The sequence below is a fragment of the Luteimicrobium subarcticum genome (genome assembly GCF_002798015.1).
Taxonomy (GTDB): domain Bacteria; phylum Actinomycetota; class Actinomycetes; order Actinomycetales; family Cellulomonadaceae; genus Luteimicrobium; species Luteimicrobium subarcticum.
Genome location: NZ_PGTZ01000006.1, coordinates 441,018 through 466,586, shown reverse-complemented (window position 1 = coordinate 466,586; position 25,569 = coordinate 441,018). Strand labels below are relative to the sequence as shown.

General features: G+C 73.1%; 26 protein-coding genes. 15 read left to right on the top strand and 11 right to left on the bottom strand.

What is annotated here, in order from left to right; genetic code table 11:
• Positions 1-40: 40 nt before the first annotated feature.
• The gene (locus CLV34_RS02785; RefSeq protein ID WP_100348693.1) at positions 41-655 is read left to right on the top strand and encodes a class I SAM-dependent methyltransferase; all 615 of its coding nucleotides are present in this window, start codon (positions 41-43) and stop codon (positions 653-655) included.
• Positions 656-664: 9 nt separating this feature from the next.
• On the opposite strand, the gene CLV34_RS02780 is transcribed toward CLV34_RS02785, so the two are convergent.
• Both CLV34_RS02780 and CLV34_RS02775 read right to left on the bottom strand, forming a co-directional pair.
• The gene (locus CLV34_RS02780; RefSeq protein WP_100348692.1) at positions 665-2,497 is read right to left on the bottom strand and encodes an ABC transporter ATP-binding protein; all 1,833 of its coding nucleotides are present in this window, start codon (positions 2,495-2,497) and stop codon (positions 665-667) included.
• 113 nt (positions 2,498-2,610) lie between these two features.
• Positions 2,611-5,256, bottom strand: coding sequence for a phosphoenolpyruvate carboxylase (locus CLV34_RS02775; RefSeq protein WP_100349182.1), 2,646 nt, complete (start codon positions 5,254-5,256; stop codon positions 2,611-2,613).
• 110 nt (positions 5,257-5,366) lie between these two features.
• Between CLV34_RS02775 and CLV34_RS02770 the strand changes: the two genes are divergently transcribed.
• Entirely contained in the window at positions 5,367-5,909 is a 543-nt protein-coding gene (locus tag CLV34_RS02770; protein WP_100348691.1) for a DsbA family protein, read from the top strand.
• 33 nt (positions 5,910-5,942) lie between these two features.
• Here CLV34_RS02770 and nhaA read toward each other — a convergent pair whose 3' ends face one another.
• Complete coding sequence (gene nhaA, locus CLV34_RS02765; RefSeq protein WP_245858931.1) at positions 5,943-7,349, bottom strand: Na+/H+ antiporter NhaA; 1,407 nt, start codon at positions 7,347-7,349, stop codon at positions 5,943-5,945.
• 102 nt (positions 7,350-7,451) lie between these two features.
• Between nhaA and CLV34_RS02760 the strand changes: the two genes are divergently transcribed.
• Entirely contained in the window at positions 7,452-7,841 is a 390-nt protein-coding gene (locus CLV34_RS02760) for a universal stress protein (RefSeq protein ID WP_100349180.1), read from the top strand.
• An 18-nt stretch (positions 7,842-7,859) separates the two neighbouring features.
• Here the strand turns inward: CLV34_RS02760 and CLV34_RS02755 are convergent, their stop codons facing one another.
• Positions 7,860-8,537 (bottom strand): IclR family transcriptional regulator, encoded by a 678-nt coding sequence (locus CLV34_RS02755; RefSeq protein ID WP_245858929.1) that lies wholly within the window; start codon positions 8,535-8,537, stop codon positions 7,860-7,862.
• Positions 8,538-8,683: 146 nt separating this feature from the next.
• Here CLV34_RS02755 and eda point away from each other — a divergent pair, with 146 nt between their 5' ends.
• From eda to efeB, 5 genes are all read left to right on the top strand, one after another.
• Complete coding sequence (eda, locus tag CLV34_RS02750) at positions 8,684-9,391, top strand: bifunctional 4-hydroxy-2-oxoglutarate aldolase/2-dehydro-3-deoxy-phosphogluconate aldolase (protein WP_100348689.1); 708 nt, start codon at positions 8,684-8,686, stop codon at positions 9,389-9,391.
• Complete coding sequence (locus CLV34_RS02745) at positions 9,388-10,500, top strand: sugar kinase (RefSeq protein WP_100348688.1); 1,113 nt, start codon at positions 9,388-9,390, stop codon at positions 10,498-10,500. The genes eda and CLV34_RS02745 overlap by 4 nt, the downstream gene beginning before the upstream one ends.
• 156 nt (positions 10,501-10,656) lie before the next feature.
• Complete coding sequence (efeU, locus tag CLV34_RS16545) at positions 10,657-12,315, top strand: iron uptake transporter permease EfeU (protein ID WP_100348687.1); 1,659 nt, start codon at positions 10,657-10,659, stop codon at positions 12,313-12,315.
• Between the two features lie 32 nt (positions 12,316-12,347).
• Entirely contained in the window at positions 12,348-13,580 is a 1,233-nt protein-coding gene (efeO, locus tag CLV34_RS02735) for an iron uptake system protein EfeO (protein WP_100349179.1), read from the top strand.
• Entirely contained in the window at positions 13,577-14,863 is a 1,287-nt protein-coding gene (efeB, locus tag CLV34_RS02730; RefSeq protein WP_245858927.1) for an iron uptake transporter deferrochelatase/peroxidase subunit, read from the top strand. The genes efeO and efeB overlap by 4 nt, the downstream gene beginning before the upstream one ends.
• A gap of 6 nt (positions 14,864-14,869) precedes the next feature.
• Here efeB and CLV34_RS02725 read toward each other — a convergent pair whose 3' ends face one another.
• From CLV34_RS02725 to CLV34_RS02710, 4 genes are all read right to left on the bottom strand, one after another.
• Positions 14,870-15,640 carry an ABC transporter permease gene (locus CLV34_RS02725; protein WP_100348686.1) on the bottom strand — a complete coding sequence of 257 codons (771 nt, stop codon included), beginning with the start codon at positions 15,638-15,640 and terminating at the stop codon, positions 14,870-14,872.
• A gap of 9 nt (positions 15,641-15,649) precedes the next feature.
• Positions 15,650-16,393 carry a COG4705 family protein gene (locus tag CLV34_RS02720; RefSeq protein WP_245858925.1) on the bottom strand — a complete coding sequence of 248 codons (744 nt, stop codon included), beginning with the start codon at positions 16,391-16,393 and terminating at the stop codon, positions 15,650-15,652.
• Positions 16,394-16,497: 104 nt separating this feature from the next.
• Positions 16,498-17,151 carry a DedA family protein gene (locus CLV34_RS02715; RefSeq protein WP_245858923.1) on the bottom strand — a complete coding sequence of 218 codons (654 nt, stop codon included), beginning with the start codon at positions 17,149-17,151 and terminating at the stop codon, positions 16,498-16,500.
• The gene (locus tag CLV34_RS02710; protein ID WP_100348684.1) at positions 17,148-17,828 is read right to left on the bottom strand and encodes a phosphatase PAP2 family protein; all 681 of its coding nucleotides are present in this window, start codon (positions 17,826-17,828) and stop codon (positions 17,148-17,150) included. Before CLV34_RS02710 ends, CLV34_RS02715 begins: the two co-directional genes overlap by 4 nt.
• Before the next feature lie 93 nt (positions 17,829-17,921).
• Here CLV34_RS02710 and CLV34_RS02705 point away from each other — a divergent pair, with 93 nt between their 5' ends.
• From CLV34_RS02705 to CLV34_RS02695, 3 genes are read left to right on the top strand one after another with little or no spacing between them, the layout of a single operon-like run.
• Positions 17,922-18,773 carry a COG4705 family protein gene (locus CLV34_RS02705; protein WP_100348683.1) on the top strand — a complete coding sequence of 284 codons (852 nt, stop codon included), beginning with the start codon at positions 17,922-17,924 and terminating at the stop codon, positions 18,771-18,773.
• Entirely contained in the window at positions 18,770-19,456 is a 687-nt protein-coding gene (locus CLV34_RS02700) for a response regulator transcription factor (protein ID WP_211289329.1), read from the top strand. Before CLV34_RS02705 ends, CLV34_RS02700 begins: the two co-directional genes overlap by 4 nt.
• Entirely contained in the window at positions 19,453-20,787 is a 1,335-nt protein-coding gene (locus tag CLV34_RS02695) for a sensor histidine kinase (protein ID WP_100348682.1), read from the top strand. Before CLV34_RS02700 ends, CLV34_RS02695 begins: the two co-directional genes overlap by 4 nt.
• A 14-nt stretch (positions 20,788-20,801) precedes the next feature.
• Here CLV34_RS02695 and CLV34_RS02690 read toward each other — a convergent pair whose 3' ends face one another.
• Together CLV34_RS02690 and CLV34_RS02685 are read right to left on the bottom strand one after the other, a co-directional pair.
• On the bottom strand, positions 20,802-21,266 hold the full coding sequence (locus CLV34_RS02690; RefSeq protein ID WP_211289328.1) for a SufE family protein: 465 nt from the start codon (positions 21,264-21,266) through the stop codon (positions 20,802-20,804).
• A gap of 139 nt (positions 21,267-21,405) precedes the next feature.
• Complete coding sequence (locus CLV34_RS02685; RefSeq protein WP_100348681.1) at positions 21,406-22,311, bottom strand: sulfurtransferase; 906 nt, start codon at positions 22,309-22,311, stop codon at positions 21,406-21,408.
• A 115-nt stretch (positions 22,312-22,426) separates the two neighbouring features.
• Here CLV34_RS02685 and CLV34_RS02680 point away from each other — a divergent pair, with 115 nt between their 5' ends.
• From CLV34_RS02680 to CLV34_RS02665, 4 genes are all read left to right on the top strand, one after another.
• On the top strand, positions 22,427-22,711 hold the full coding sequence (locus CLV34_RS02680; RefSeq protein ID WP_100348680.1) for a DUF3175 domain-containing protein: 285 nt from the start codon (positions 22,427-22,429) through the stop codon (positions 22,709-22,711).
• Between the two features lie 52 nt (positions 22,712-22,763).
• A complete protein-coding gene (locus CLV34_RS02675; RefSeq protein ID WP_245858921.1) occupies positions 22,764-23,951 on the top strand; it encodes an MFS transporter in 1,188 nt (395 codons plus the stop codon).
• Positions 23,952-24,078: 127 nt separating this feature from the next.
• Complete coding sequence (locus CLV34_RS02670) at positions 24,079-24,711, top strand: nucleotidyltransferase domain-containing protein (RefSeq protein ID WP_100348679.1); 633 nt, start codon at positions 24,079-24,081, stop codon at positions 24,709-24,711.
• Positions 24,712-24,740: 29 nt separating this feature from the next.
• Positions 24,741-25,118 (top strand): hypothetical protein, encoded by a 378-nt coding sequence (locus tag CLV34_RS02665; protein WP_100348678.1) that lies wholly within the window; start codon positions 24,741-24,743, stop codon positions 25,116-25,118.
• Between the two features lie 18 nt (positions 25,119-25,136).
• Here the strand turns inward: CLV34_RS02665 and CLV34_RS02660 are convergent, their stop codons facing one another.
• Positions 25,137-25,556, bottom strand: a complete 420-nt coding sequence (locus tag CLV34_RS02660) for a hypothetical protein (protein ID WP_211289327.1) — start codon at positions 25,554-25,556, stop codon at positions 25,137-25,139.
• Positions 25,557-25,569 lie beyond the last annotated feature (13 nt).

Genomic DNA, 25,569 nt, shown 5'->3' with positions numbered 1-25,569 from the left:
CTGCAACGTCGTACGCTCACGAATTGAAAGAAGGGGATGGATGACGCTTCAGAGCAAGGTCCGCACGGCGACACAGTTGGCGGGCGAGCTGGCGCGGCGCCCGCAGGAGGTGGTCAACCTGCCTCGCACGCTGCGGAGCCGTCGCATGCCGCTCGACGTCGGGCTGCCGTGGCTCGCGTTCGCGGTGATCCGACGCCTCGACGAGATCGTCGGACCGCAGACGACGGTGTTCGAGTTCGGCGGTGGTGGCTCGACCGTCTGGTTCGCGCAGCGAGCCGGAAAGGTCGTGACGGTCGAGCACGACACGGAGTGGGCGTCCCTGCTCACCGAGCGCTTCGCCGACGTGCCGAACGTCGAGATCCGTCACGTCGCCGCGCCAGGCGGGGACTACGACGCGTACGTCGCCGCGGTGGACGACCTGCCCGACGAATCCGTCGATCTCGTCGTGGTCGACGGGCGTTCACGCGTCCGGTGCGCCACCGCGGCGATGTCGAAGGTCCGCCCGGGTGGCCATCTGGCGCTCGACGACTCGCAACGGCCCTACTATCGGGCGGCGCACGAACGGTTGTCCTCATGGCCCCACGAGACGATCGAGGGCTTGGCACCCTACAAGTTCGACTTCGGGCACACGACGATCTGGCAGCGCCCGTCGTGACCGTTGGGTTCAGAGCGTCTGAGCGCGCGTGATCTCCGAGACCTCCCCGAAGAAGGAGTTCTGGAGCTGCAACCGGTCGACGGTGTCGAAGTCCTGGACGCGGCCGTCGACCACGACCATGACCCGGTCGCACACCGACAGGGTCGACAGCCGGTGAGCGACGAGGAACACGATGACACCTGGGCGGAGGCTGGCGATCGTCTCCTGGACGAGCACCTCGGCTCTCACGTCGAGCGAGCTGGTCGGTTCGTCGAGCACGAGCACGTCAGGGTCGGCGGCCAGCGCGCGGGCCAGGCACAACCGTTGCCTCTGGCCCCCCGACAGCCCTGAGGAACGCTGGCCGAGCCGGGTGGCGTAGCCGTCGGGCAGCCCGACGATCTCGTCGTGCAGGCCTGCGCGTCGGGCAGCGTCGCGCAGAGCCTCGTCGGTGATGTCGTCTCTGAAGAAGCGGATGTTCTCCGCGACCGAGCCCCACACGAGCTGGGGTGTCTGCGGGACGTAGGCGACGCGGCGGCGCCAGTCCGCGCGTCGGAACTGTGCTGCGTCGCGACCGTCGACGGTGACGAGCCCGGCGTCCGGTCGGCGGAGGCGCAGCAGCATCTGGGTGATGGTCGACTTCCCTGCTCCGGAGGGACCGACGATCCCGACGACCTCGCCCGAACCGACCTCGAACGTGACCTCGTCGAGGACCTGCCGCTCGGGGGTGTAGGCGAACTGGACCGACTCGAGCCCGATCCGGCCGATACCGTGGAGCGGCTCGGAGCCGTCCTGCTCGTGGTGGGCCTCGTAGTGGTCGATCGCCGTCTCCAGCTGGGTCAGGTACGGAAGCTGCTGGTCGACCATGTTGAGGGAGGTCTGGAGCTGCTGTCCGTAGCTGAGCGAGCGCACGAGGATGAGCACGACGGCCGCCAGGGACGCGAGGTCGCCGACGTCCAGGGCCCAGACGACGGCCAGGGCGGCCACGAGCAGGAGCAGCGCGACGCTCTGGAAGACCGTCCCCACGCCGTTCCCGAGGAAGCGCGCCACGAGCAGGTGGTGGCGCAGGGCGTCGGTCCGCTGGTCGAGGCCGTCGCGGAACGACGGGCTCGGGCCGAACGCCTCGAGCTCTTCCGCCAGGACCGCGACCTCCTGGATGCTGCCGGCGTAGTCGACGTTCTTGGCGCTCACGGCCTCCGAGTTGCGACGGATGATCTTCCCGAGCGGCAGCAGGGCCAGGAGCAGGACCACTGCCGCGATGGCGAGCACGAGCGCGGCCACCGCACTGATGACGATCGCGGTCGCGAGGAGCGAGACGAACAGCAGGCCCCACGCGATAGCGCGGCCCAGACCGACGACGGCGAGGGACGCGGCCTCGGCGTTGGCCGTCATGAGCGTCTGGAATCCGCCTTCGCGCTCACGCGACTTGATCTCCCAGGAGGCGTCGGAGAACGCCGCGAAGAGCCGGTGGCGCAATGTCGTGACGGCGTCGGCGCTCAGTCGCGCAGGGAGGTAGGACAGCCAGAGCTGCATCCCCGCGCGGACCAGCGTGAGCGCCAGCGCGACGACGAAGGCCGGCCCCAGTGCGATCTCGGCGTCGGACGCGCCCCAGGTCAGGGACGCCACGCCCGAGCCCTGCGACAGGCTGACGGAGATCGCCGCGACGAGGGCGAACAGGGCCGCCTCGGCGATCCCGGCGACGACGGACACGGCGGAGAGGAGGGCCAGCCTGCGACCCACCCCGGAGAACGAGCGGGAGACCCGGTGGAAGGCCGCCCGGGCTCGGGCCGCTCGCGCCACGAAGGAGCGGCGCGTCGGGATCTCGTCCACGGCGCCCGGTCCGCTCGCGTCCCCCGGCAGGCCCACGGCCCTACGGTAGTGGCGGGTCCGCGGCGCGGCGCGGCGGGCCGTCACGTCCTGCCGAGACGACGACGGCGCCCTCCCCGGGGAGGGCGCCGTCGTCGTCGGTGCGGGGACCGTCAGCCGGTGTTCTGCAGGCCGGCGGCCACGCCGTTGAGCGTGAGCAGCAGGAGCCGCTGGTTCGTCGCCTTCTCGTCCTCGGGCAGGTCCCCCGTGCGCAGCGCGCGCAGCGCACGCAGCTGGATGAGGGACAGCGCGTCGACGTACGGGCTACGGAGCTGCACGGCCCGGCCGAGCACGCGCAGGTTCGCGAGCACGCGCTCCTTGTCCGTGATCTTGAGGATCCACTCACGCGTCAGCTCGAGCTCGGTGAGCACGAGCTCCGCGAGGTCGTCGCGGTCCCCGAGGTCGAGGTAGCGGCGGGCGAGGCGCTCGTCCGTCTTCGCGAGCGACATCTCGACGTTGTCGATCATCGTCGAGAACAGCGGCCACGACGCGTAGGCGTCGCGCAGCAGCTCCAGGTCGCCCACCCCGGCGAGCGCGGAGCCGAGCCCGAACCAGCCGGTGAGGTTGATGCGCGCCTGCGTCCACGCGAACACCCACGGGATCGCCCGGAGGTCGTCGAGCGAGCTCACGGACAGGCCGCGCTTCGCGGGGCGCGAGCCCAGCGGGAGCAGCCCGACCTCCTCCTGCGGGGTGACGTGCGCGAACCACTGCGGGAAGCCGTCGGCCTTGACCAGGGCGAAGAACCGGGCGCGGGACACCTCGTCGAGGCGGCCGGCGAGGTCCGTGAAGCGCTCCGCCGCGCCGGCGTTGCGCGCCTCGACGGACGGCGCGCCGTGCAGCAGCGTCGCCGCGGCGACCTGCTCGATGTGGCGCACCGCGATGGTCGAGTTGCCGTACCGGGCCGCGATCGTCTCGCCCTGCTCGGTGAGCTTGAAGCGCCCGTCGACGGAGTGCGGCGGCTGCGCGAGGATCGCGCGGTTCGCCGGGCCGCCGCCGCGGCCGAGCGCACCGCCGCGGCCGTGGAAGAGCGTCAGCTCGATGTCGTTGTCGTCGGCCCACTGCGCGATGCGGCTCTGTGCCGAGTAGAGCGCGAGGGTCGCCGAGACGGGACCGACGTCCTTGGACGAGTCGGAGTAGCCGAGCATGACCTCGAGGCGCCGGTCGGTCTCCGCGAGGCGCGCGACCACGCGCGGGTGGTGCACGTACTCCTCGAGGATGTCGGTGCTGGCCTCGAGGTCCTCGAAGGTCTCGAAGAGCGGGATGACGTCGAGGACGGGCAGCGTGCCGTCCGGGCCGGCAGCCCACTCGGCGAGCCGGTACACGTTCGCGAGGTCCTCGGCGCTCTTGGTGAACGACACGATGTACCGCCGGGCGGCAGGGACCCCGTACCGGTCCTGGATCTCCGAGATCGCGTGGTAGACGTCGAGGACCTCGCGCGAGCGGTCGCCGAGCGCGGCCGGGTCGAGCGGGCTGCCGTCGGCGGTGGCCTCGGCGATCTCGGCGAGGGTCTCGCGGTGCACCTGCGAGTGCTGGCGGACCTCGAACTCCGCGAGGTGGAAGCCGAAGGTCTCGACCTGCCACACGAAGTCCTGGAGGTCGCCGAACGCGACCCGGCGGGCGCCGGCCGCGACCAGCGAGGCCTGGATCGTGAGGAGGTCGGCGTGCAGCTCGTCCGCGCTCCGGTACGCGAGCGGCGCACCCTCGTCGAGCGTGACGTCGAGGCGGCGGGCCACGAGCGCCAGCGCGAGCCGGTGCGTCTCCGTGCCGGCGCGCGCCGCGAGGGCGTCGACGAGCTCCGGGTCGACCGTCCGCACGCGTGCGACGAGCGCGAGCACGTCGTCCGACGCGGGCGTGCTGGCCTCCGCGACCGTGACCGTCCGGCTGACGCGGGCCGCGACCTTCTGGTACGCGCTCACGACGTGCTCGTGCGCGATGCCCGTCGCGGTCCGCGTGATGTCCGCGGTGACGTTCGGGTTGCCGTCACGGTCGCCGCCGATCCAGCAGCCCAGGTGCAGGAACGGGCGGATGGCGGGCGCCTCGGTGCCCGCGTCCTCGCCGCTGACCCAGCCGTCGAGCCGGCGGTAGACGTCCGGGAACGCGCTGAACAGCGTCTCGTCGAAGACGCCCATCGCGGAGCGGACCTCGTCGAGCGGCGACGGCTTGGTCGTCCGGATGGGAGCGGTGCGCCACAGGTCGTCGATCTCGGCGAGCAGGCGGCGCGTGTTGTCCGCGAGGGCCACCCCGCCGAGCTGCTCGAGCTCGCGGCGCTCCAGGAGCGTCGTGATGCGGCGGATGCACCCGGCGACCGCGCGGCGGCGCGCCTCGGTGGGGTGCGCGGTGAGCACGGGACGGAACTCGAGCCGGCGCACCCGCTCGAGGGTCTCCTCCGTGCCGATCTCGCCCGCGAGCTGCGCGACCGCGGCCGGCAGGGAGTCCTCGGCGCGCGACTGCGTCGGGGAGAGACCGGCCTCGCGGGCGCGCAGCACCCGGACCCGGTGGTTCTCCTCCGCGAGGTTCACGAGGTGGAAGTAGCAGGTGAACGCCTGGGCGACGTCCTCCGCACGTTCCGGGGTGAAGCCGGCGATGAGCTCCTCCGCGTGCGCGATCGAGGTCGCGGCACCGTTCTCGGAGGCTGCGGCGATCGTGAGGGCGCGCAGGCGCTCCACGTCGTCCAGCAGGTCCTGGCCGCCGGACTCGCGCAGCACGGTGCCGAGCAGCTCGCCCAGCAGTCGTACGTCGTTGCGCAGCGGCTCGGGCATCTCGTCGCGGGCGTTGCCACGTTCTACGTCGTTCGAGAGCACGTGACTGAGGGTAACCGGCGACCGTCACCGACGTGTTACCGGGTCGGATCGTGGGCATGATGGGTGGCATGGGTCATCGCGACGCGCTCGTCCCCGGTCGTCCGCACGTCCGGGGGGACGTCGACGCCCCCGTCACGGTCGTGATGTTCGGGGACTTCGAGTGTCCGTACTGCCAGGACGCGGCGCCGCTCGTCGACGACCTGGTGGCGTCGTCGCACGGCAAGGTGCGCCTCGTGTGGCGGCACTTCCCTCTGTTCGAGGTGCACCCGCACGCCCTCGCGGCGGCGCTCGCGTCCGAGGCGGCGGCCGACCAGGGCCGCTTCTGGGAGATGCACGACGCGCTGCTCGCGCACGGCGCCGACCTGTCCGCCGCGGGCCTCGTGGCCGCAGCGCGGGAGGCCGGGGTGGGCGAGGAGTGCGTGGTGGGCGACACGGCGCAGCGGTTCCGCGGACCGGTCGAGGAGGACTACGCGGAAGGCCTCGCGCACGGTGTCGAGGGCACGCCCGTCCTGTTCCTCAACGGACACCGCTACCGGGGCAGGGTGACCGCGGACGGGCTGCGTGCGGCCGTCGAGTCGCTGAAGCTCAGCAAGCCGCTCGAGCCACGCTGACCCTTCCCTGCGGGCGCCTGTCGACGACGGGCCTCACGCCGGGGGCAGCCACGAGCCCGTGGGGAGCGACGCGGGCAGCGCCTCGACCCCGGGGGAGCACAGCGGCGAGCGTTCGCCGAAGAACCGCAGCACCAGCGTCCCGAGCACCGCAGCGACGAGCGACCCGGCGAGGATGCCGATCTTCGCCTGCTCCTTGACGGCTTCGTCGGTGAACGCGAGCTCGGTGACGAACAGCGAGATCGTGAAGCCGATCCCGCAGAGCATCGCGCCGCCGAGCAGGTGGCTCTCGCGCACGCGACCCGGCAGGACGCCGAGACCCGTCCGCAGGGCGATCCACGACGCGCCGAACACGCCGATCGTGTTGCCGACGACGAGCGCCACCGCGACCCCGATCGCGACGCGCGACGTCAGGGCGGACGACAACGTCTCCCCGTCGAGCCGGACGCCGGCGTTGGCCAGCGCGAACAGCGGCACGATCACGAACCCCGACCACGGGTGCAGGACCCGCTGGATCCGCTCGTTGACCGGGACGGCGGCCCGGGCGGCGAGCTCGGCCTGGTGCTCGCGCTCGGCGGTCGTCTCGAGCTCGAGCAGCCGGACGAACCGCGACAGGTCCTGCAGCTGGCGCGGGCGCGCGGCCGCGGTCGGGACGAGCAGTCCGAGGAGGACACCCGCGAGGGTGGCGTGCACGCCCGACGCGTGCACGCAGAACCACAGGGCGACGCCGGCGAGCGCGTACGGCGTGATGCGCCAGACGCCCAGCCAGCGCATCACGAGGACGCCGACCGCGACGACGCCCGCGAGGACGAGCGGCAGCACGACGAGGTCCGGCGTGTAGAAGACCGCCATGACGGTGATGGCGCCGATGTCGTCGACGACCGCGAGGGTGAGCAGGAACAGGCGGAGCTGGTCGGGGCAGCGAGGCCCGAACAGCCCGAGGATCCCGATGAGGAACGCGGTGTCGGTCGACATCACGACGCCCCAGCCGTGCACGTCGGGCGTGCCGGCGGTGAACGCCACGAACACGAGGGCCGGGACGGCGAGGCCGGCCAGCGCGCCGAGCGCCGGGACGGCCACCGTCCGACGGTCGCGCAGCTCCCCGCTCGCCACCTCGCGGCTGATCTCGAGCGCGATGATGAGGAAGAACGCGACCATGCCGACGTCGTTGACCCACTCCGCGAGCGTCATGTCGAGCCCCCAGCGCCCGACGTGCACGCCCGCGTCGGTGCCCCAGAAGGTCCCGTACGACGCGGACCACGGCGAGTTCGCCCACACGAGGGCGGCGACCGTCGCGACGAGCAGGAGCATCGCGCCCCCGGCCTCGGTCGCGAGGAACCGCCGCAGGCTCGGTGCCACGGGCCGGATCTGGACGCGCAGCGGCGGCCCGGGCCGGGGTGCCGACAGGGTCAGGGGGATGCCGGGGGAGTCGCGCTCGCTCACGGGGGCAACGCTGCCCACCTGCGGCGCGTCGCGCAACGGCTCCGGTGCGTCGAGGGGCGGTCGCCGCGCCCGGACGCGCTGTCCTGGCGCACAATGGGCGTCGTGACGGTCCTCCTCGCGTACAACGACACCCCGCAGGGCAACGCCGCGCTGGAGGTCGCCGTCGACGAGGCGACCCGCCGCGGTACGACGCTCGCGCTGCTGTGCCTCACCGCGCAGGCCGACGACGGTCGCGCCGACTCCGAGGCTGCGCACGCCGCGTCCCAGCTGCCCGACGCGCTGGCGCACCCGCCCGTCGTGTTCCGCACGCACGACCAGGTCCCCGCGGACGCGATCCTCGACGCGGCGGAGCGGATCGAGCCCGAGCTCGTGGTGCTGGGCGCCCGGCGGCGCCCCGACGTGGGCATGTTCCTGCTGGGGACGACGACGCAGCGCGTGCTGCTGGACTCACCCGTGCCGGTGCTCGTCGTCAAGGGCACGCCGGACGCCTGACGGGCCCGTCCGGCGCGGTCAGCGGGCGGCCGGTGCCAGCGCGTACCCGGGCGGCAGCGTCGCCGCGGCGACCTCGCGGGCGGTGCGGGCGAGCTCCGCGGCCCGTCGCGCCGGCAGCCGCTCGACGGGCACCGTCACGCTGACCGCGGCGACGGCCGCGCCGTCCCGGAGCACGGCGAGCCCGACGCACGCGATGCCCGCCTCGTTCTCCTCGCGCTCCTGGGACCACCCGCGGGCGCGGGCGTCCGCGATCTCGGAGGCGTCGTGCGCGGGGTCGCACGCGAGCAGCGCGCGTCCGAGGGCCGTGGTGGCGGCGGGACGGCTCAGCCCGACGGACGACCGCACGCGCACCGCGCGCTCGGGCTCGACCTTGTCGAGGTAGACGACGTCGGGCCCTGCGAGCACGCCGAGATGGACGAGCTCGCCGGTGGCGGCGCACAGGGCCGAGAGGGTCGGCCGGAGCAGGGCGGGCAGGTTGTCGTCGTGCGTCCAGAGGCTGCCGAGCGCGATCGCGGCGGGGCCCAGCCGGTACGAGCCGTCCGGCGCCTGCTCGGCGAACCCGCGGTGGCGCAGCGCGGCGAGCGTGCGGTGCAGGGACGGCTTGAGGTGCCCGAGCCGGGTCGCGAGGTCGCCGAGCGGGACGCCGTCCGGGCCGACGGCGGCGAGCGCCGAGAGGGTGAGAAGAGCCTTGTCCACCGATCCGACAGGGGATCCGACGGGGGGGTCGCTGGACGGTGCCACGGGTCCTCCTGCTATGGTCGATCATCACTGCGGAACGTTCGTTCACGATGACGGAATGAGACGACCGTAGCACAGACGAAGCCGTCGACCAAGGAGTCCAGATGACAACCGCCCCCGCGACCGGTGCACCGGTCGACCTCTCCGACCTCGGGACGGCGGGCGTCGTGCCCGTCCTCGTGGTCGACGACGCCGCCACCGGGCTCCGGGCCGCCGCGGCGCTCGCGGACGGCGGCCTGCCCGTCGTCGAGGTGACCTTCCGCACCGCCGCCGCCCGCGACGCCCTCGCGGCCGTCGCCGCCGAGCGTCCCGACGTCCTCGTCGGCGCCGGCACCGTGATCACCGCGGCCCAGGTCGACGCCGCCGTCGACGCAGGCGCGCGGTTCGTCGTCTCGCCCGGGCTGTCTGTCGCGGTCGTGGAGCGCTGCCGCGAGCGGGGCGTGCCCGTGCTCCCCGGCGTCGCCACGGCCACCGACGTCATCACGGCCCTCGACCTCGGGCTCCACGCCGTCAAGCTGTTCCCGGCGTCCGTCGTCGGCGGCCCTTCCGCCGTGAAGGCGCTGTCCGCGCCGTTCCCGGGCCTGCGGTTCGTGCCCACGGGCGGCATCGACGCGTCCTCGGCGGGCGACTACCTCGCGCTGCCGTCGGTGCTCGCGGTCGGCGGGTCGTGGATGGTCGAGAAGTCGCTCCTCGCCGCGGGTGACTTCGACGAGGTGGCGCGCCGGGCGCGCGCCGCGGTGGAGGCCGCCGCGGCCGCCCGGCCGACGACGGGCGCCGGGACGAGCGCCGGTGCCGGGGCGGTGGCACGATGAGCGCCCTCGACCTGCGTCCCGCCGAGGACTGCGCGTACGACGTCGTGTCGCTCGGCGAGGTCATGCTGCGGCTCGACCCGGGGGAGCGCCGCATCCGCACCGCCCGCTCGTTCGAGGCGTGGGAGGGCGGCGGCGAGTACAACGTCGCCCGCGGGCTGGCGCGCGTCTTCGGCCTGCGGGCCGCGGTGGTGACCGCGCTCGTGGACAACGAGGTCGGTCGCCTCGTCGAGGGCCTCGTGCTGGCCGGCGGCGTCGACACGTCGTGGATCCGCTGGGCGTCGGACGACGGCGTGGGCCGCCGCGTGCGCAACGGTCTCAACTTCACCGAGCGCGGCTACGGGGCGCGCGGCGCGGTCGGCGTCTCCGACCGCGGCCACACGGCCGTCGCCGCGATGACGCCCGACGACGTCGACTGGGACGACCTGTTCGGGCGGCGCGGGGTGCGCTGGCTGCACACCGGCGGGATCTTCGCGGCGCTCTCGGACGCGTCGGCCGACGTCGCCGAGGCCGCCATGGCCGCGGCCCGCACGCACGGCACGGTCGTGTCGTACGACCTCAACTTCCGGCCGTCGCTCTGGGCCGGGATCGGCGGCACCGAGCGGGCGCAGGAGGTCAACCAGCGCCTCGCGAAGCACGTCGACGTCATGATCGGCAACGAGGAGGACTTCACCGCGTCCCTCGGGCTCGAGGTCGAGGGGGTGGACGTCGAGGACAGCTCGGCCGACCTCAGCGACACGCGCGCCTTCCGCGCCATGATCGAGCGCGCCGCCGCCTCGTACCCCGACTTCCGGGTCGTCGCGACGACGCTGCGCGGGGTCCGCTCCGCGAGCCGCAACGACTGGGGTGCCGTCGCGTGGTCGCGCGCCGAGGGCTTCGCCGAGGCGACCCACCGGCCCGGGCTCGAGATCCTCGACCGCGTCGGCGGTGGCGACTCGTTCGCGTCCGGCCTCGCGTACGGGTTCCTGTCCGGCGGCACGGTCGCCGAGGCCGTCGAGCTCGGCGCGGCGCACGGTGCGCTCGCCATGACGACGCCTGGTGACACGTCGATGGCGACGCTTGCCGAGGTGCGCCGGCTCGCCGGCGGCGGGAGCGCGCGCGTCCGGCGGTGACGGGTCGCGGATCGTGATTCCGTAACGAGTTTGGTTCGGAATCTGGTCGACGGAGGTCAGGTGAGGCTACGCTGACCTCCGTCGACCGACCCGTCGGCCCCTGGAGGGCCCTCGTCGGCGATCCACACACCACCGGCGGAACTGCGGGGAAGAACTGTGCTCGGGACGTTCGTGATCGGCCTGCGTGAAGGCCTGGAGGCGGCCCTCGTCGTCGGCATCCTCGCGACGTTCCTCAAGCGCAACGGCGCGTCGCTCGTGCCCATGTGGTGCGGCGTCGTCGCGGCGGTGCTGCTCAGCGTCGGGGTGGGCGTGACGCTCGACCTGGTCTCGCGCAGCCTGCCGCAGGCCGCGCAAGAAGGCATGGAGTCGATCATCTCGCTGGTCGCGATCCTGTTCGTCACCAGCATGGTCGTGTGGATGAACAGCCACTCACGCGGCATGAAGAAGGAGCTCGAGGCCGCTGCCGGTGACGCCCTCGCGCAGGGCACGACATGGGCACTGGTCGCCATGGCGTTCCTCGCGATCCTCAAGGAGGGCTTCGAGACGTCGGTCTTCCTGCTGGCGACCTTTCAGGCATCGACCAGCACCGTCGCCGCCGTCACCGGCGCGGTCCTGGGGATCGTCGTCGCGGTCGCCCTCGGCGTGGGGATCTACCAGGGAGGGGTCCGGTTCAACCTGGGGCGCTTCTTCCAGATCACGAGCGTGTTCCTGATCCTCGTGGCCGGAGGCCTCGTCGTCAGCATGCTGCACACGGCGCACGGCGCCGGGTGGATCACCGTGGGGCAGGGCCGCACCGTCGACCTGGCGTGGCTCACCCCGCCCGGCAGCGTCCGCGCGGCGCTCATCACCGGTGTCCTCGGCATCCCGGCCGACCCGCGCGTCGTCGAGGTGCTGGGCTGGTTCCTCTACGTCGTCCCCATGCTCGCGCTCGCGCTGTGGCCGCAGAAGCACCGGCTCTCGGCGGCGGGCGCGGTGCGGTTCAAGCTCACCGTCGCGGGTGGCCTCGCGGTCGCGGCCGTCGCCCTGGCCGTCCTCGTGCCCGCCGTCGGCACGTACGACGACCGCTCGGCCGCGCCCGCCGTGGCGTCGGCCGACGACCCCACCCAGGTCGGGAGCGCCACGTTGACCGGAGGCCAGCGCATCCTGGCCCTCACCGGCACCGACGGCCGGCCGGCGAGCACCGTCTCGCTCGCCGGGCACCCGGGCGTCGCGACCGTCGTCGACGGTGTCGCAGCGCAGGAGGCGCGTTTCACGACCGACGCGCCGGGCGCGTCGCTGCCTGCGACCGTCACGCTCGCCGACCTGACGACGTACGGCGGCGGACGGCTGCCCGTCGGGGTGAACCCGCAGACCGCGCCCGGGCCGTTCGAGGCAGCGTGGACGCAGCAGGTCACGACCGACGCCACCACGACCGGCGACGACGTGCTGCTCGACGCGTCGCAGGCCACGAAGACCGTCCTGACCCTGTCCGGCGGCGGCCTGGCTGCCAGCCGCACGGTGACCGTCGACGCCGCCGACCTGCCCGGCGCCGCCCCCGACTGGACCGTCGACCCCGCTCACGTGAGCCAGGTGGTCTCCGCCGTGGCCGCGCACCGGCACGACGCCCAGGACCGGCTGCTGTGGAAGCTCTACCTACCGGCCGTGCTGCTCGCGGCCGCGCTCGGGTTCGCCGTCGCCGGCCTGCGTGGTCGTCGCCGCCTCGCGGCCGCCACCGTCGCCGTCCAGAGCGTGGCGCCGCCCCAGACGACTCGTCCTGCGAAGGCGGTTCCCACCGCGTCCGCCGTCCCCGACGCCGCCTCGGCGTCCACCCCGTGACGCGCGCGTCCACGATCCAGGAGCACACACGCATGACACACCACCCCTCCCGTCGCGCCCGCACGACGCTCGGCGCCGTCGGCCTGGCCGGCGTCCTCGTGGCGTCGCTCGCCGCCTGCTCGTCCGACTCGTCGTCCGGCGACCCGGCACCGGCCGCGAGCGGCGGTGTCTCGAAGGTCGACGTCACCCTGACGTCGGCGTCCGGCTCGGACGCGTGCGACCTGTCGACGGCGTCGGTCCCTGCGGGTCCGGTGACCTTCACGGTGACGAACAAGGACTCGGCCGCGATCTCCGAGTTCGAGCTGCTCAGCGACGACCGGATCGTCGGCGAGAAGGAGAACCTGGCGCCGGGCCTGGCACCCGTCAGCTTCACGGTCACGCTCGGCGGCGGCCAGTACCAGGTGTACTGCCCGGGGGCGCAGAACGACACGGTCGCGTTCACCGTGACCGGCAAGGCGGCGACCCCCACCGGGTCGACGCAGGCCCTCCTCCAGGACGGCACCCAGGGCTACGGCGACTACGTGGACGGGCAGGTCGCCGGGATGGTGACCGCCGTCGGCGCCCTCAAGACCGCGGTCGACTCGGGCGACGTCGCCGCCGCGCAGCAGGCCTACGGCCAGGCGCGCCCGTTCTACGAGAAGGTCGAGTCCGACGTCGAGGGCTTCACGCTGCCCGGCACCGACCCGACCGACAACTCCGGCAACCTCGACTACCTCATCGACATGCGCGCCTCGAACCTCGACCCCGCGGTCGGGTGGCACGGGTTCCACGCCGTCGAGCGCGACCTGTTCCAGAAGAAGGCGATCACCACCGGCACGAAGAAGCTCGCGGCCGAGCTCGACACCAACGTCGGCAAGCTCGCCGAGCTCTCGAAGGGCCTGACCTACAAGCCCGAGGACCTGGCCAACGGTGCCGCGGGCCTGCTCGAGGAGGTCCAGGCCAACAAGATCAAGGGCGAGGAGGAGCTCTACTCGCACATCGACCTCGTCGACTTCGCCAGCAACGTCGAGGGTGCCGAGCAGGCGTTCGCCTACCTCAAGCCGGGCCTCGAGAAGATCGACCCCGACCTGACCGACACCGTGAGCACCCGCTTCGACGACGTCAAGACGCTCCTGGCCGGCTACGAGGACCCGGACGCTGTCGGCGGCTACACGACCTACACGGCGGCGCTCAAGGCGTCCGACTCGGCGAAGCTCAGCCAGGCCGTCCAGGCGCTGCAGGAGCCGCTGTCGAAGATCGCCGAGAAGGTGGCGACCGCCCAGTGACCACGCTGCGCGACCGCCGGGACGACCCGGCGGACCCGGACGAGCGGCGGCGCCTGAGCCGCCGCTCGTTCCTCGGCGGCGGCGTCGCCGGCCTCGCGGCGGGTGCGCTCGCCGGAGGTCTGGGCGGCGCCGCGATCGCGCACGCCCGCGCCGACGAGGACGCCCCGGCCGACGTGTCCGAGACCGCGGTCCCGTTCTACGACCAGACCCACCAGGGCGGCATCGCCACCCCGCCGCAGCGGTACGTCGTCTTCGCGTCCTACGACCTCACGACGACCGACGCCGGCGACCTGCAGGTCCTGCTGGCGCGCTGGTCGGCGTCGATCGCGCAGCTCCAGGCAGGGCGGAACCTCGGCACCGTCGAGCCGTCACGCCCGTCCGGAGTGCCGACCGACACGGGTGAGGCGGCCGACCTCGGGCCGAACGCGCTGACAGTGACCCTCGGGTTGGGTCCGGGCGTGTTCGACGACCGCTTCGGGCTCGCACGCCACCGCCCGGCGCGGTTCGACCACCTCCCCGAGCTGCCGAGCGACCGGCTCGACCCGAAGCTGACCGGCGGCGACCTGTCGCTCCAGGCCTGCGCCGAGGACCCTCAGGTCGCGTACCACGCCATCCGGGACCTCTCGCGGCTCGCACGGGGGACCGCGGTCGTCCGGTGGACCGTCATGGGGTTCGGTCGCGCGTCGGCCGGCAAGGGGCAGACGACCCCCCGCAACCTCATGGGCTTCAAGGACGGCACCCGCAACATCAAGACCGACGCGGACCTCGACCAGTTCGTCTGGCACGACGGCACCGACCAGGCGTGGATGCAGGGCGGCACCTACCAGGTGGCCCGCAAGATCCAGATGAACATCGAGAACTGGGACGCCGACCAGATCGGGGACCAGCACGCCGTCTTCGGCCGCACCAAGCAGGAGGGTGCGCCGCTGTCCGGGACGCAGGAGTTCGACACCCCGGACTTCGCGCGCAAGGACGCGTCGGGCGAGCTCGTGATCCCGGCGACCTCGCACGTCGCGCTCGCCGCCCACGAGAACAACGGCGGCCTGAAGATCCTGCGGCGCTCGTACAACTTCACCGACGGCATGGACGAGTACGGCCAGATCAACGCCGGGCTGCTCTTCATCGCGTACATGAACGACCCCGCGGCGTTCGTGACGATGCAGACGAAGCTGGGCCGGTCGGACCGCCTCAACGAGTACATCTCGCACGTCGGGTCCGGGGTGTTCGCGGTGCCGCCCGCACCGGCGACCGGGCACTACGTGGCGGAGCCGCTCTTCGGGTGACGGGCCTCAGGCGCCCGACGACCTGCCCACGAGCGAGCGCAGGTCGTCGGGTACCAGACGTCCTCGCCGCACGAGCTGGAACGCGACGGTGACGGTCAGCGACTGCGCGGCGAGGAGCCCGACGAGGACGAGCACCTGGGCCGCGGCCGCCTGGGCGGGCGTCCCCCCGCCGAGGATCACGCCGACGAACGCACCGGGGAGGGTCACGAGCCCGACCGTGCGCGTCTGGTCCATGCCGGGCACGAGCGCCTCGGGGACGACGTCGGCGGCCACGACGTCGACGGCGTCGCGCGGCAGCAGCCCGAGCGCCAGGGCGGCCTCGTAGGCGCCGCGCTCGTCGCGCAGGGCGGCGAAGACCCGGCGGCCCATGAGCGAGTGCGCGGTCATCGTCCCGCCGGTCACGATCCCCGCGAACGGGACGAGAGACGGCCCGTCGAGCGGGACGGCACCCGTCCCGAAGATCACGAGGAGCACCGGGACGATCCCGCTCGCCATCGCGACCGCGGCCCAGGGCCAGGCGCGCGGCGCCCCGACGCGGCGCGCCGTGGTGTGGACGGCGATGCCCAGCATCGCCGCCGTGAACAGCAACGACCAGGCCAGCGAGCCGAGCACGGCCGTGATCACCAGGGCGACCACGCAGAGCTGCACGACGGCGCGCACGGCGGCGGTCGCCGTCTGGCGGGCCGTGCCCAGGTGTCCGGCTGCGGCGACGCCGACCGCGAGCAGGGTCAGGACGACGAGCGCGACGACGACGGCGACGCTCGGCGTGGTGGGCACGCGCCGAGCCTACGGAGCGCCGACCCCTGTTCGCACGACGCGGGGCGCGGGGCGCGTCTCGGGCGACCGGCGCGCGTGCACCGCGACGCCGACGACGATCGCGGCGAGCAGCACCAGCGTGACGAGCCCCTGGCCGATCCCGACGCCGCCGTCGGGACGCGGCTTCCCGGCCCAGTCGGCCACGGAGGCGCCGAGCGGACGGGTCAGGACGTACGCCGTCCAGAACGCCGCGACGGCGTTCCAGCTCAGGTACCGGTACCCGATCGCCGGGACGACGAGCAGGACGGCGAACAGCACGATCGCGCCGCCGTAGCCGACGCCGGTCGACGCGACCAGGTCGCCGACCGCGGTCCCGGTCGCGAACGTCGCGACGACGGTGGCCCAGTAGAACAGCTCCCGGCGCAGGGTCGTGACGTCGTGCACGTCGAGCGTTCCTTCGACGCGGTGCCACGCCACCAGGACGCCTGCGAGCACCAGGAGGTACGCGGTCGAGGACACGGCGTACGGGACGCCGAGGCCGACGTGCACGACGTCCGCGCACATGGTCCCGAACACGCCGACCGCGGCGACGGCAGCCCAGTACACGACCGGTCGGTACCGGCCCGTGCGCAGCTGGACGCCCAGCGCGACCACGAACACGACGAAGCCGGCGAGCACGGCCGGTACGGGTCCGAGCGTCTGCACCGCCCAGTCGGACGTCGACTCGCCGAGCGCGGTCGACAGCGCCTTGAGGACCCAGAAGGCGAGGGTCACCTCGGGGACCCGTCGCAGGGCGCGCGGGGATCGTGCCGAAGCGTCATAGGGGTGCACCGAGACCATGCGCCGACCCTCTCGCGGCGGACCTGCCGGAAACCTGATCAGGTGCGTGCCGAGGCGTCGGCCACGTCGGCCACGTCGGCCGTCGGCGCTGCCGGCCGCTTCCGGGCACGCCGGCGGGCGTGCCAGACGAGGGGAAGCACCGAGAGCAGGACCGGCGCGGTGGCGATGAGGTCGACGTGCGCGGCCACGAACGGGACGTGCCCCAACCAGTGGCCGGCCAGCGCGCACCCGGTCGCCCATGCGGCGGCCCCGAGGACGTTCCAGCGCAGGAAGGTCCGATAGGGCATCGACGACATCCCGACGGCGGGTGGGACGAACGTCCGCGCGAACGGGACGAACCGAGCCAGCACGACAGCGCGGCCGCCGTACCGGCCGAGCAGGGCGTCCGCCCGCTCGAGCCGCTCGGGCCGCAGGACCTTGGCGCCGGGCCGGAACCGGTCGCGGCCCCACCGACGACCGATCGCGTAGCCGACGGTGTCGCCGGCGGCGGCCGCCGCGGTCACCACGACGACCAACCACCACAGAGGCAGCCCGATCACGGGACCGAGCAGTGCTGCGGTGAAGATCAGGCTGTCCCCCGGGAGGAACGGGAACAGCAGGCCGGTCTCGACCAGGATCAGAACGGCGATCACCAGGGCGACCCAGGCACCGGCGTGCGTCAGGAGCACGGCGGGGTCGAGGAGGCCGCTCACGAGGTCGCGCCGTGGGTCGCCGATCGGGACGACCCGGCGGGACCGCCCGGTGGCGGCTGCCGTCGCACCGGACGGAAGGGCCAGACGCTCCAGGTCGTGAGCGCGGGCGCGCACGCGAGCACGACGGCGACGCCCAGCGACGCGCCCGCCACCGTGTCGGAGAGCCAGTGCTCGCCCAGGTAGGTGCGGCTCAGCGCCATCACGGTGGTCCACGACACCGCGAGGACGACCAGCCAGCGGCGTCGGAGCAGCACCACGAGGAGCGCGGTCATCGTCGCGGCGTGCGCGGTGTGGCCGGAGGGGAACGACGAGAACAGGTCGGCGACCGTGGCGGTCGGTGGTCGGGGACGGGCGACCGCGTGCTTGACGACCTGCACGGCGACCAGCGAGAGCAGCTCGACCGCGACGAACCCTGCCGCTGCGCGCGCCGAGGCGACCCCCCACACCACCAGGGCGACGAGCGCGGGAACGACCACACCGCCGAACAGCCCACCGCCGGCCGCGCTGACCCAGCTCATGAGCGTCGTGAGCCAGGGCGTACGGAGCGCACCCACGACGTCGACCCACCAGCGGTCCACGGCGAGGGGCCCCTTCGAGGCGGCGAGCACCGCCACGAGGAGCGCGACGAACGGGAGTGCTGTCAGCAGGGCGGGGAGCGCGGGACGACGGGGGAGCATCGGACGACGCTAGGCCGCCGGACCTGACGCGCACCTGACCGGTCGCACGGTGCAGTCAGGTCGTGGTCAGGGACGGTCCGACAGGCTCCGTGCATGACTTCCGACACCCGCGCCGTCCCGGGCAGAGCCCTGATCAACAAGGTCCCCGAGGTCACGGTCTTCTTCTGGATCATCAAGGTGCTCGCCACGACGGTCGGCGAGACGTTCGCCGACTGGCTCACCGGCACGCTCGGCCTGAGCCTCGTGGCCGCTGCGGTGCTGGTGGGCGCCGTCCTCGTGGCGGTGCTCGTCGTCCAGCTCCGTCTGCGTGCCTACCGTGCACCGGTGTACTGGGTCGCGGTCGTGCTGATCAGCGTCGTGGGGACGCTGGTCACGGACCACCTCGTGGATGACCTCGGGGTCCCTCTGTGGGTCACGACAGTGGTGTTCGCCGTCGCTCTCGCGGCGACGTTCATGATCTGGTACCTGCAGGAGCGCACGCTCTCGATCCACAGCATCGTCACGACCCGCCGCGAGGCGTTCTACTGGACGGCGATCCTGTTCACGTTCGCGCTGGGCACGGCGGCTGGCGACCTGATCGCCGAGAGCCTCGGGCTCGGCTACCTCTGGTCCGTGGTGCTGTTCGCCGGCGCGATCGCCGCCGTCGCCCTCAGCTTCCGGCTGCACGTGCTGGGTGCGGTCGCGGCGTTCTGGGCGGCATACGTCCTGACCCGACCGCTCGGCGCATCGATCGGTGACCTGCTGTCCCAGCCCCGCGCCGACGGCGGCCTGGGCCTCGGGACCACGGTCACGAGCGGCGTGTTCCTGGTCCTCATCGCGCTCCTCGTCGCCTACCTCACGGTGAGTCGGCGTGACGTCGAGCAGGCTCCCCGTGACGCCGTGCGCGGCACCTCGCGCGATGCGGCGGCGGACGGCGCGCCCGTCGCCACGACCGACCACGCATGACCACGTCGACCTACGATGCGAACGTGGTCGTGGTCGGGGTGTGCGAGGACGACGCGCGGATCCGCGGGGTGGTCCGCGAGGCGCTCACCCGCGCCGGCCACGACGTGCGGCTCGCGCACCGCGGTGACGAGGCCGTCCGGTCGTTCGGGCCACGTTCCGGGGTGGAGGTGCTGGTCCTCGACATCGGCCTGCCCGACGCCGACGGGCGAGACGTGTGCCAGGCGTTGCGTGCCGCCGGCCAGCACGCCCCCGTCCTGTTCCTGACGGCCCGCGACGCCCTGACGGACGTGGTGTCGGGGTTCAGCGCGGGCGGCGACGACTACCTGACCAAGCCGTTCGCGCTCGCCGAGCTGCAGGTGCGCGTCGCGGCCCTGGCCCACCGCGGCAGGCCGGCCGCGGGCGCGACAGGGCTCCGGCTCGACCCCGCGCGCTACGCGGTGGCGTGGGGGGAGCGCGAGGAACGTCTCACCCCGACCGAGTTCCGGATCCTCGCCGCGCTCGCCGGTCGTCCCGGTGACGTCCTGCGGCGCCACGAGCTCGTCGCCGCCGGGTGGCCGCTCGGTGCCCAGGTCGCCGACAACACGTTGGACTCGTTCGTCCGGCGCGTCCGCGTCAAGCTGGCGGGGGTCGGTGCGCAGGTCGAGGTCGAGACCGTCCGGGGCGTCGGGTACACGCTCCGATGAGGACTCGGTGGCCCACGGGCCTGCGCGCGCGCATCGTCCTGTCGACCGCGGTCGTCGCGCTCGCCGGGATCGGGCTGCTCGTGGGCGCCGTCTGGCTGGTGCTCGACCGGGCCGTCGCGGCGAACGCCCAGTCCGCCCTGCAGGACCGCGTCGACGCCGTCCTCGACGACCTCACCGTCGACGACCGGGGCACGGTGGCCGTCGACACGTCGGGCGCGCGCGACGCGACGGTGTGGGTGTTCGCCCCCGACGGCACCGCCGTCGTGGGGCCCACGGGCGGCGCGATCGACCAGGTCGCACACGAGGTGTCGGCAGGTCCTGCCGGGGTCGATGTCGAGCGTGACGACTGGCTGCTCCAGGCGCGTCCCGTGCCCGGCACCACGGGTGACGTGGTCGTGGTCGGGCTCCCCATCGGCGGGTACGAGTCGACCAAGCACCTCGCCGCGCTCGTCACCGGGCTCGTCGGCCTCGTGGTCGTCGCGGCGATCGCGGCGCTGGTCGCGTGGACGACGCGGCGTGCCCTGGCCCCCGTCGCCGGCATGGCGCGCGACGCCGCCGACTGGAGCGCGGCAGACCTCGACCGCCGGTTCGCGCTCGGCCCGGTCCACGACGAGATCTCCGAGCTCGGCGCCGTCCTCGACGGTCTGCTCGAGCGCGCTGCGCAGGCGATCCGGTCTGAACAACGCCTCACCGCCGAGCTCGCCCACGAGATCCGCACCCCGTTGACCGTCATCCGGGCCGAGGCCGAGCTCGTCGCGATGGACGTCCCCGCGGACGGCGAGCCCGGGCTGCGGCTCCGGACGATCGTCGCCGCGACCGACTCGCTCACCGGGGTGGTCGAGACGCTGCTCGCGATCAGCCGCGGCGAGCACGCGCGGGACGCGGTGAGCGACGTCCGTGCCGTCGTGTCGAGCGCGGTCGCGACGGTCGGCGGACGTCCCGGCGTGCTGGTGCGCGTCCACGGGGTCGACGGGGTGCAGGTCGGCGCCCCGCGCGCGGTGGCCGCGCAGGCCCTGGCCCCGGTCCTCGCCAACGCGGTCCGGCACGCGACCTCGCGCGTCGACATCCGGACCGAGCTCGTCGGCCGTCAGGTGCGCGTCGTGGTCGAGGACGACGGCACCGGCGTCGAGACGGCGGATCTCGAGGTCGTCTTCGAGCCGGGATGGCAGGCGGCGGGGTCGGGGTCCGGGCTGGGGCTGCCGCTGGCCCGGCGGGTCGCGCGGCTGGCCGGCGGCGACGTCACGCTCGAGCAGGTCCGCCCGCCCCGGTTCGTCGTGTCGCTGCCGCTCGCGGGCCCTCCGGCCGACGACCTCGACCGGCCCGTCCCCTGATCCTCGCGGAGTCGTCAGGCGCCGGCGAGCTGCTCGCGCACCTGGCGCTTGGCGCGGCCGAGGATGCCGGACATGCCGCGCAGGCGCAGCGGGCTGACGGCGTGGGTCAGGCCGAGGCTGGTGGGGTAGTCGTCGGGCACGTCGAGCACCTGCTGCGGCGTCAGCCCGTCGAGGCCCTGGGCGAGGATCGACGCGAAGCCCCGGGTGGTCGGCGCCTCGGCGGGAGCCGTCGCGTACAGGTGCACGAGGCCGGCGTCGTCGACCTCGGCGAACGCGCGGACGGGCGACTGGCACTCCTCGACGCGCTCCAGGAGCCCGGGGGCGTTCTCGTACCGTGCGGGCAGCTCGGGGAGCTCGCGGGAGAACTCGAGGAGGAGCTGGAGACGGTCCTTCTCGCCGAGCGCGAGGAAGTCGTCGCGGATCTCGGCCAGGACCTCAGGCAGGTCGGGCAGGTTCTCGGTCGCGGGGCTCTCGGTCACGGTCCCATCCTTCCACCAGAGACCCTTCCGTGTGCCGACGTCTCGGCAGACGTGCCGAGAAGCGTGCGGACGCAGCGACGGCGCCGCCCAGGGATGGGCGGCGCCGTCGTCCTGCTGCGCTCTGGGGAGAGGGGTGGCGTCAGGCCGCGGCCTCGCCCGGCTCCTCGCCCTTGGCGATCGGGACGCGCACGGCGTTGCCCCACTCGGTCCACGAGCCGTCGTAGTTGCGGACGTCGGGCAGACCGAGCAGGAAGTGCAGGGCGAACCACGTGTGGCTGGAGCGCTCGCCGATGCGGCAGTACGTCACGACCGCGTCGGACTCGGTGAGGCCGAGGCCGCCCTCCTGGTAGATGGCCTCGAGCTCGGCGCGGGGCTTGTAGGTGCCGTCGGCCGCGACCGCGGTCGCCCACGGGACGTTGCGCGCCGTCGGGACGTGGCCGCCGCGCAGGACGCCCTCCTCCGGGTAGTCCGGGATGTGCAGGCGCTCGCCGGTGTACTCCTGCGGGGAGCGGATGTCGACGAGGGGACCGTTGCCGATGTGCGCGAGGACGTCCTCCTTGAAGGCGCGGAACGTCACGTCGTCACGCTCGACGATCGGGTAGTCGACGGCCTCGGGCGCCGGCGCGTCGGTCGTGAGCTCGCGGCCCTCGGCGACCCAGAGGTTGCGGCCGCCGTCGAGGAGGCGGACGTCCTGGTGGCCGTAGATGGTGAAGACCCACGCGGCGTACGCGGCCCACCAGTTGTTCTTGTCGCCGTACACGACGATGGTCGTGTCGCGGCCGATGCCCTTCGAGCCGAGGAGGCGGGCGAACTGCTCGCCGCTGATGTACTCGCGGACGTCGGGGTCGTTGAGGTCGGTGTGCCAGTCGATCTTGACGGCACCGGGGACGTGGCCGGTCTCGTAGAGCAGGACGTCCTCGTCGGACTCCACGACGACGAGGTCGGGGTCGTCGAGGTGCTCGGCGAGCCAGGCGGTCGAGACGAGGCGCTCCGGGTGCGCGTACTCGTTGATCTTGGCGGACGTGGTGTCGAGGGCAGCAGGCATGGTGCCAGCCTAGGCCCGCAGGGCGGTGATTCCCATCCCGTGGACTGTGTGATCCCACGATGCGGGACGACGTGTCCGACGGGCGACATACCGGCCGACGGTGCACGGTGGAGTCATGGGCGACGAGGCGGACACGTGGTCGGGCGACGTCACCGCGCACTCCGACGCGCTCGACCTCGACGACGGCGTGTTCACGTGGGACGACCCCGCGCGCATCGCGCGGTCCCTGCGTGACTCGGCCGAGGCGAGCACCCGCCGCAAGACCACGCCGTACGCGTCGGCGATGTCGATGCTGACGTTCTACGTCAACCGGGCCGGCGACAACCTCCCCGCCGGGCGGCGCGCGGTCCTCGAGGACGCCAAGCACGAGCTCCGGGTGCTCTACGGGCGGGAGGACTGACGAACGGCCCCGCCGACGCGGGGCAGGTCGCCGACTCGGTAGCGTGGGGGGAGTGATCGACCAGCCCGCGGAGCCCGACGACCGCACCGTCCGCGACGCGTGGCTCGGGCTCGTCGCCCTCGCGATCGCGACCCTCGTCGCGATCACCACCGAGATGGCCCCCATCGGCCTGCTGCCTGACATCAGCGACTCCTTGGGCCTCGACGAGTCGACCACCGGCCTGCTCGTGACGGTCTACGCCGGGGTGGTCGCCGTCCTCGCGGTGCCGCTCACGCTCGGCACGCGGCGTCTGCCGCGGCGGCCGCTGCTGCTCGGGACCCTGCTCGCGTACGCGGTGAGCAACGTCGCCGTGTGCTTCGCCCCCACCTTCGCGGTGCTCGCCGCTGCGCGGGCCGTCGGCGGGGTGTCGCACGCGCTGTTCTTCTCGCTGAGCATCGCGTACACCGCGCGGCTCGTCGGGCCCCTGCACGTGGGGCGCGCGATGACCGTCGTCACGCTCGGCGGCACGGGCGGCTTCATGATCGGGGTGCCGCTCGTGACGTCGCTCGGGAACGCGGCCGGGTGGCGCTGGTCGTTCGCCGTGCTCGCCGTCGCGTGCGTGCTCACCGCGGCGCTCGTCCTCGCGACGCTGCCTCCGGTCGGCCCGGCCCCCGCGCCCCGGGGTGACGACGTGCTCCGGACGCGGCGCACGCGGCTGGGCGTCGTCGTGGGCACGAACGCGCTGACCTTCCTGGGCCACTACACGCTCTACACGTACATCGCGGTGGTCCTGCTGGGCGCCGGGCTGTCGTCGGGCGCCGTCGGGCCCGTGCTGTTCGTGCTGTCCGGGATGGGGCTGATCGGGCTCTGGCTCGCCGGACCGCGCCTCGACCGCAGCCCCCGCACCGCGACGCTCGCCGTGCTGGGCTCGGTCGCGGTCGGCATGGTCGTCGTCGGGCTCGGGTACCCCACGCTCGGCGTGGTCCTCGCCGGTGCGGCCGTGTGGTGCGGTGCGTTCGGTGGCCCGGTGCCGACGGTCTTCCAGACCGCGGCGATCCGCGCCCACGGTGCCACCGCCGACGTCGCCGGTGCGCTCGTCAACACCACGTCGAACGCCGGCATCGCCGGGGGAGCGGCGCTCGGGTCGTGGGTGCTGGGCGCGCACGGCGAGGGCGCGCTGCCGTGGGTGGGCGTCGTGATCGTCGCGGGTGCGGTCGCCAGCGTCGTGGCGTCGCGCTCGGCGTTCCCGGCACGCGCCTGACGGCGCACCGAGCTCTCGTGGATGACGCACGCTGGCCGGTGTTCGTCGGCCCTCTAACGCGTCTTGAAGTATCGGAATACCAATAATAGTATCGGTCTTCCGATAGTTCTTGCGAGGGGATGAAGCGATGGACTGGGTGTACCCGGAACGCGCCTGGGCGGGCCAGCTCGAAGCCCCGGTGGTCAGGACTCTGTGGCGCGCGGGGCGCCCGCTGTCGGGCCGCCGGGTCCACGAGATCGCTGGGGTTGGCGCGTACAGCAGCGTGCGGACGATCCTGCACAAGCTTGTCCTGCACGGGATCGTCCACGGTGAGCGGGCCGGCGCGGCCGTCATGTACAGCATGAACACTGAGCACCTCGCCTACCCGGCGCTCGACGCAGCACTGCGCAGCCCGGACGCGATCTCCCTGTTGCGGGAGCGTGTCGACGCGCTCGCGGTGCAGTGGACCGCGAGCGACAGGACGAGCCCGCCGACGATCGCCCTGTTCGGGTCGGTGGCGCGCGGCGAGGCGAGCCTCGAGTCCGATGTCGACCTCCTTGTCGTCGTCGATGACCGGACGTCGTTGGAGGCCGACTCGTTGGTCGGCGATCTGTCGGTTCGGGTTGCCGCCTGGACGGGCCAGCCCGCGCAGATCTACCTGGCAGACCTGGATCTCCTACGGCAGGCCGTGAGCCAGGACGACCCGATCGTCGCGTCGTTCCAGGACGGGTTGCGGTACCTGACCGGTGTGCCGATCGACTGGTCGGCGCTCGCCGCATGAACCCGAAGCCTCCGCCGCGGATGCGTGCCATGACGAAGGCCGACGTTCGCATGCGTGCCGAGATGGCGCGGAAGTACCTCGAGGTCGCGCAGCTCGTCATGGGCGAGGAGCCCGCGGATCGACAGGTGGCCGCAGGGGTTGCAGTCCTCGCGGCCATCGCAGCCTCTGACGCCATGTGCGGCGTATCCCTCGGCGGGGCGCCACAGGGGCAGTCGCATGACGAAGCCGTGCGAGTCCTCGCGGGGATCCGGCCGCTCGGTGAGCAGCTCGCGAAGAACCTCCGGCGTGTTCTCGCCGACAAAGCATCCAGTCAGTACGGGACGACGTATCTGTCCCCCGCTGTCGTGGGGGCGATGCTCAAGAATGCTCAGGCTCTCGTCGACGGACTCGCGGCCCACGGACTCTGAGGGGACGCGGAGCCCCCTTCACTCCGCACTGCTCGCGGGTGGGCCAACCAGGAATTCGCGTATGGCTGCGATGCTCACGCGCCACTCCGAAATTCGGTCTCCGTCTTCGTCGGTGACACGTCGAGGTCGCACGGATTTCCACGGTTGTTCGGCGTCGAACGGCGAGTCGAGTTCATCGAGGAACAAGATGGAGTTTCGAACCGCGACGTCCTCTGTCAGACGATACAGGGGCCACGTGAAGACAAAGTTGCTGGTCGACGGCTCTGTGATCGATGACACCAGGCAGGAGATGCTGCCATCTCCGCTCAGCAAATGCCGCAGTGCGGAACGCCAACTGCGTTCGTACTGGTCGACCCCCCAGTACGAGAGGTCCATGAAGAAGATCTCGCTGAAGTCTCCGATCGTGATGCGTCCCGTTGCCCCGACGGCGTCACGCATGCGTGGGGGTGGA

What these genes read in the sequence shown, in the direction of transcription:
- CLV34_RS02785 (WP_100348693.1), top strand. Translation starts at nt 41, where the DNA reads ATGACGCTTCAGAGCAAGGTCCGCACGGCGACACAGTTGGCGGGCGAG.
- CLV34_RS02775 (WP_100349182.1), bottom strand. Translation starts at nt 5,256, where the DNA reads ATGCCCGAGCCGCTGCGCAACGACGTACGACTGCTGGGCGAGCTGCTC.
- CLV34_RS02770 (WP_100348691.1), top strand. Translation starts at nt 5,367, where the DNA reads ATGGGTCATCGCGACGCGCTCGTCCCCGGTCGTCCGCACGTCCGGGGG.
- eda (WP_100348689.1), top strand. Translation starts at nt 8,684, where the DNA reads ATGACAACCGCCCCCGCGACCGGTGCACCGGTCGACCTCTCCGACCTC.
- CLV34_RS02745 (WP_100348688.1), top strand. Translation starts at nt 9,388, where the DNA reads ATGAGCGCCCTCGACCTGCGTCCCGCCGAGGACTGCGCGTACGACGTC.
- efeO (WP_100349179.1), top strand. Translation starts at nt 12,348, where the DNA reads ATGACACACCACCCCTCCCGTCGCGCCCGCACGACGCTCGGCGCCGTC.
- CLV34_RS02710 (WP_100348684.1), bottom strand. Translation starts at nt 17,828, where the DNA reads ATGCTCCCCCGTCGTCCCGCGCTCCCCGCCCTGCTGACAGCACTCCCG.
- CLV34_RS02705 (WP_100348683.1), top strand. Translation starts at nt 17,922, where the DNA reads ATGACTTCCGACACCCGCGCCGTCCCGGGCAGAGCCCTGATCAACAAG.
- CLV34_RS02700 (WP_211289329.1), top strand. Translation starts at nt 18,770, where the DNA reads ATGACCACGTCGACCTACGATGCGAACGTGGTCGTGGTCGGGGTGTGC.
- CLV34_RS02695 (WP_100348682.1), top strand. Translation starts at nt 19,453, where the DNA reads ATGAGGACTCGGTGGCCCACGGGCCTGCGCGCGCGCATCGTCCTGTCG.
- CLV34_RS02685 (WP_100348681.1), bottom strand. Translation starts at nt 22,311, where the DNA reads ATGCCTGCTGCCCTCGACACCACGTCCGCCAAGATCAACGAGTACGCG.
- CLV34_RS02680 (WP_100348680.1), top strand. Translation starts at nt 22,427, where the DNA reads ATGGGCGACGAGGCGGACACGTGGTCGGGCGACGTCACCGCGCACTCC.
- CLV34_RS02670 (WP_100348679.1), top strand. Translation starts at nt 24,079, where the DNA reads ATGGACTGGGTGTACCCGGAACGCGCCTGGGCGGGCCAGCTCGAAGCC.
- CLV34_RS02665 (WP_100348678.1), top strand. Translation starts at nt 24,741, where the DNA reads ATGACGAAGGCCGACGTTCGCATGCGTGCCGAGATGGCGCGGAAGTAC.
- CLV34_RS02660 (WP_211289327.1), bottom strand. Translation starts at nt 25,556, where the DNA reads ATGCGTGACGCCGTCGGGGCAACGGGACGCATCACGATCGGAGACTTC.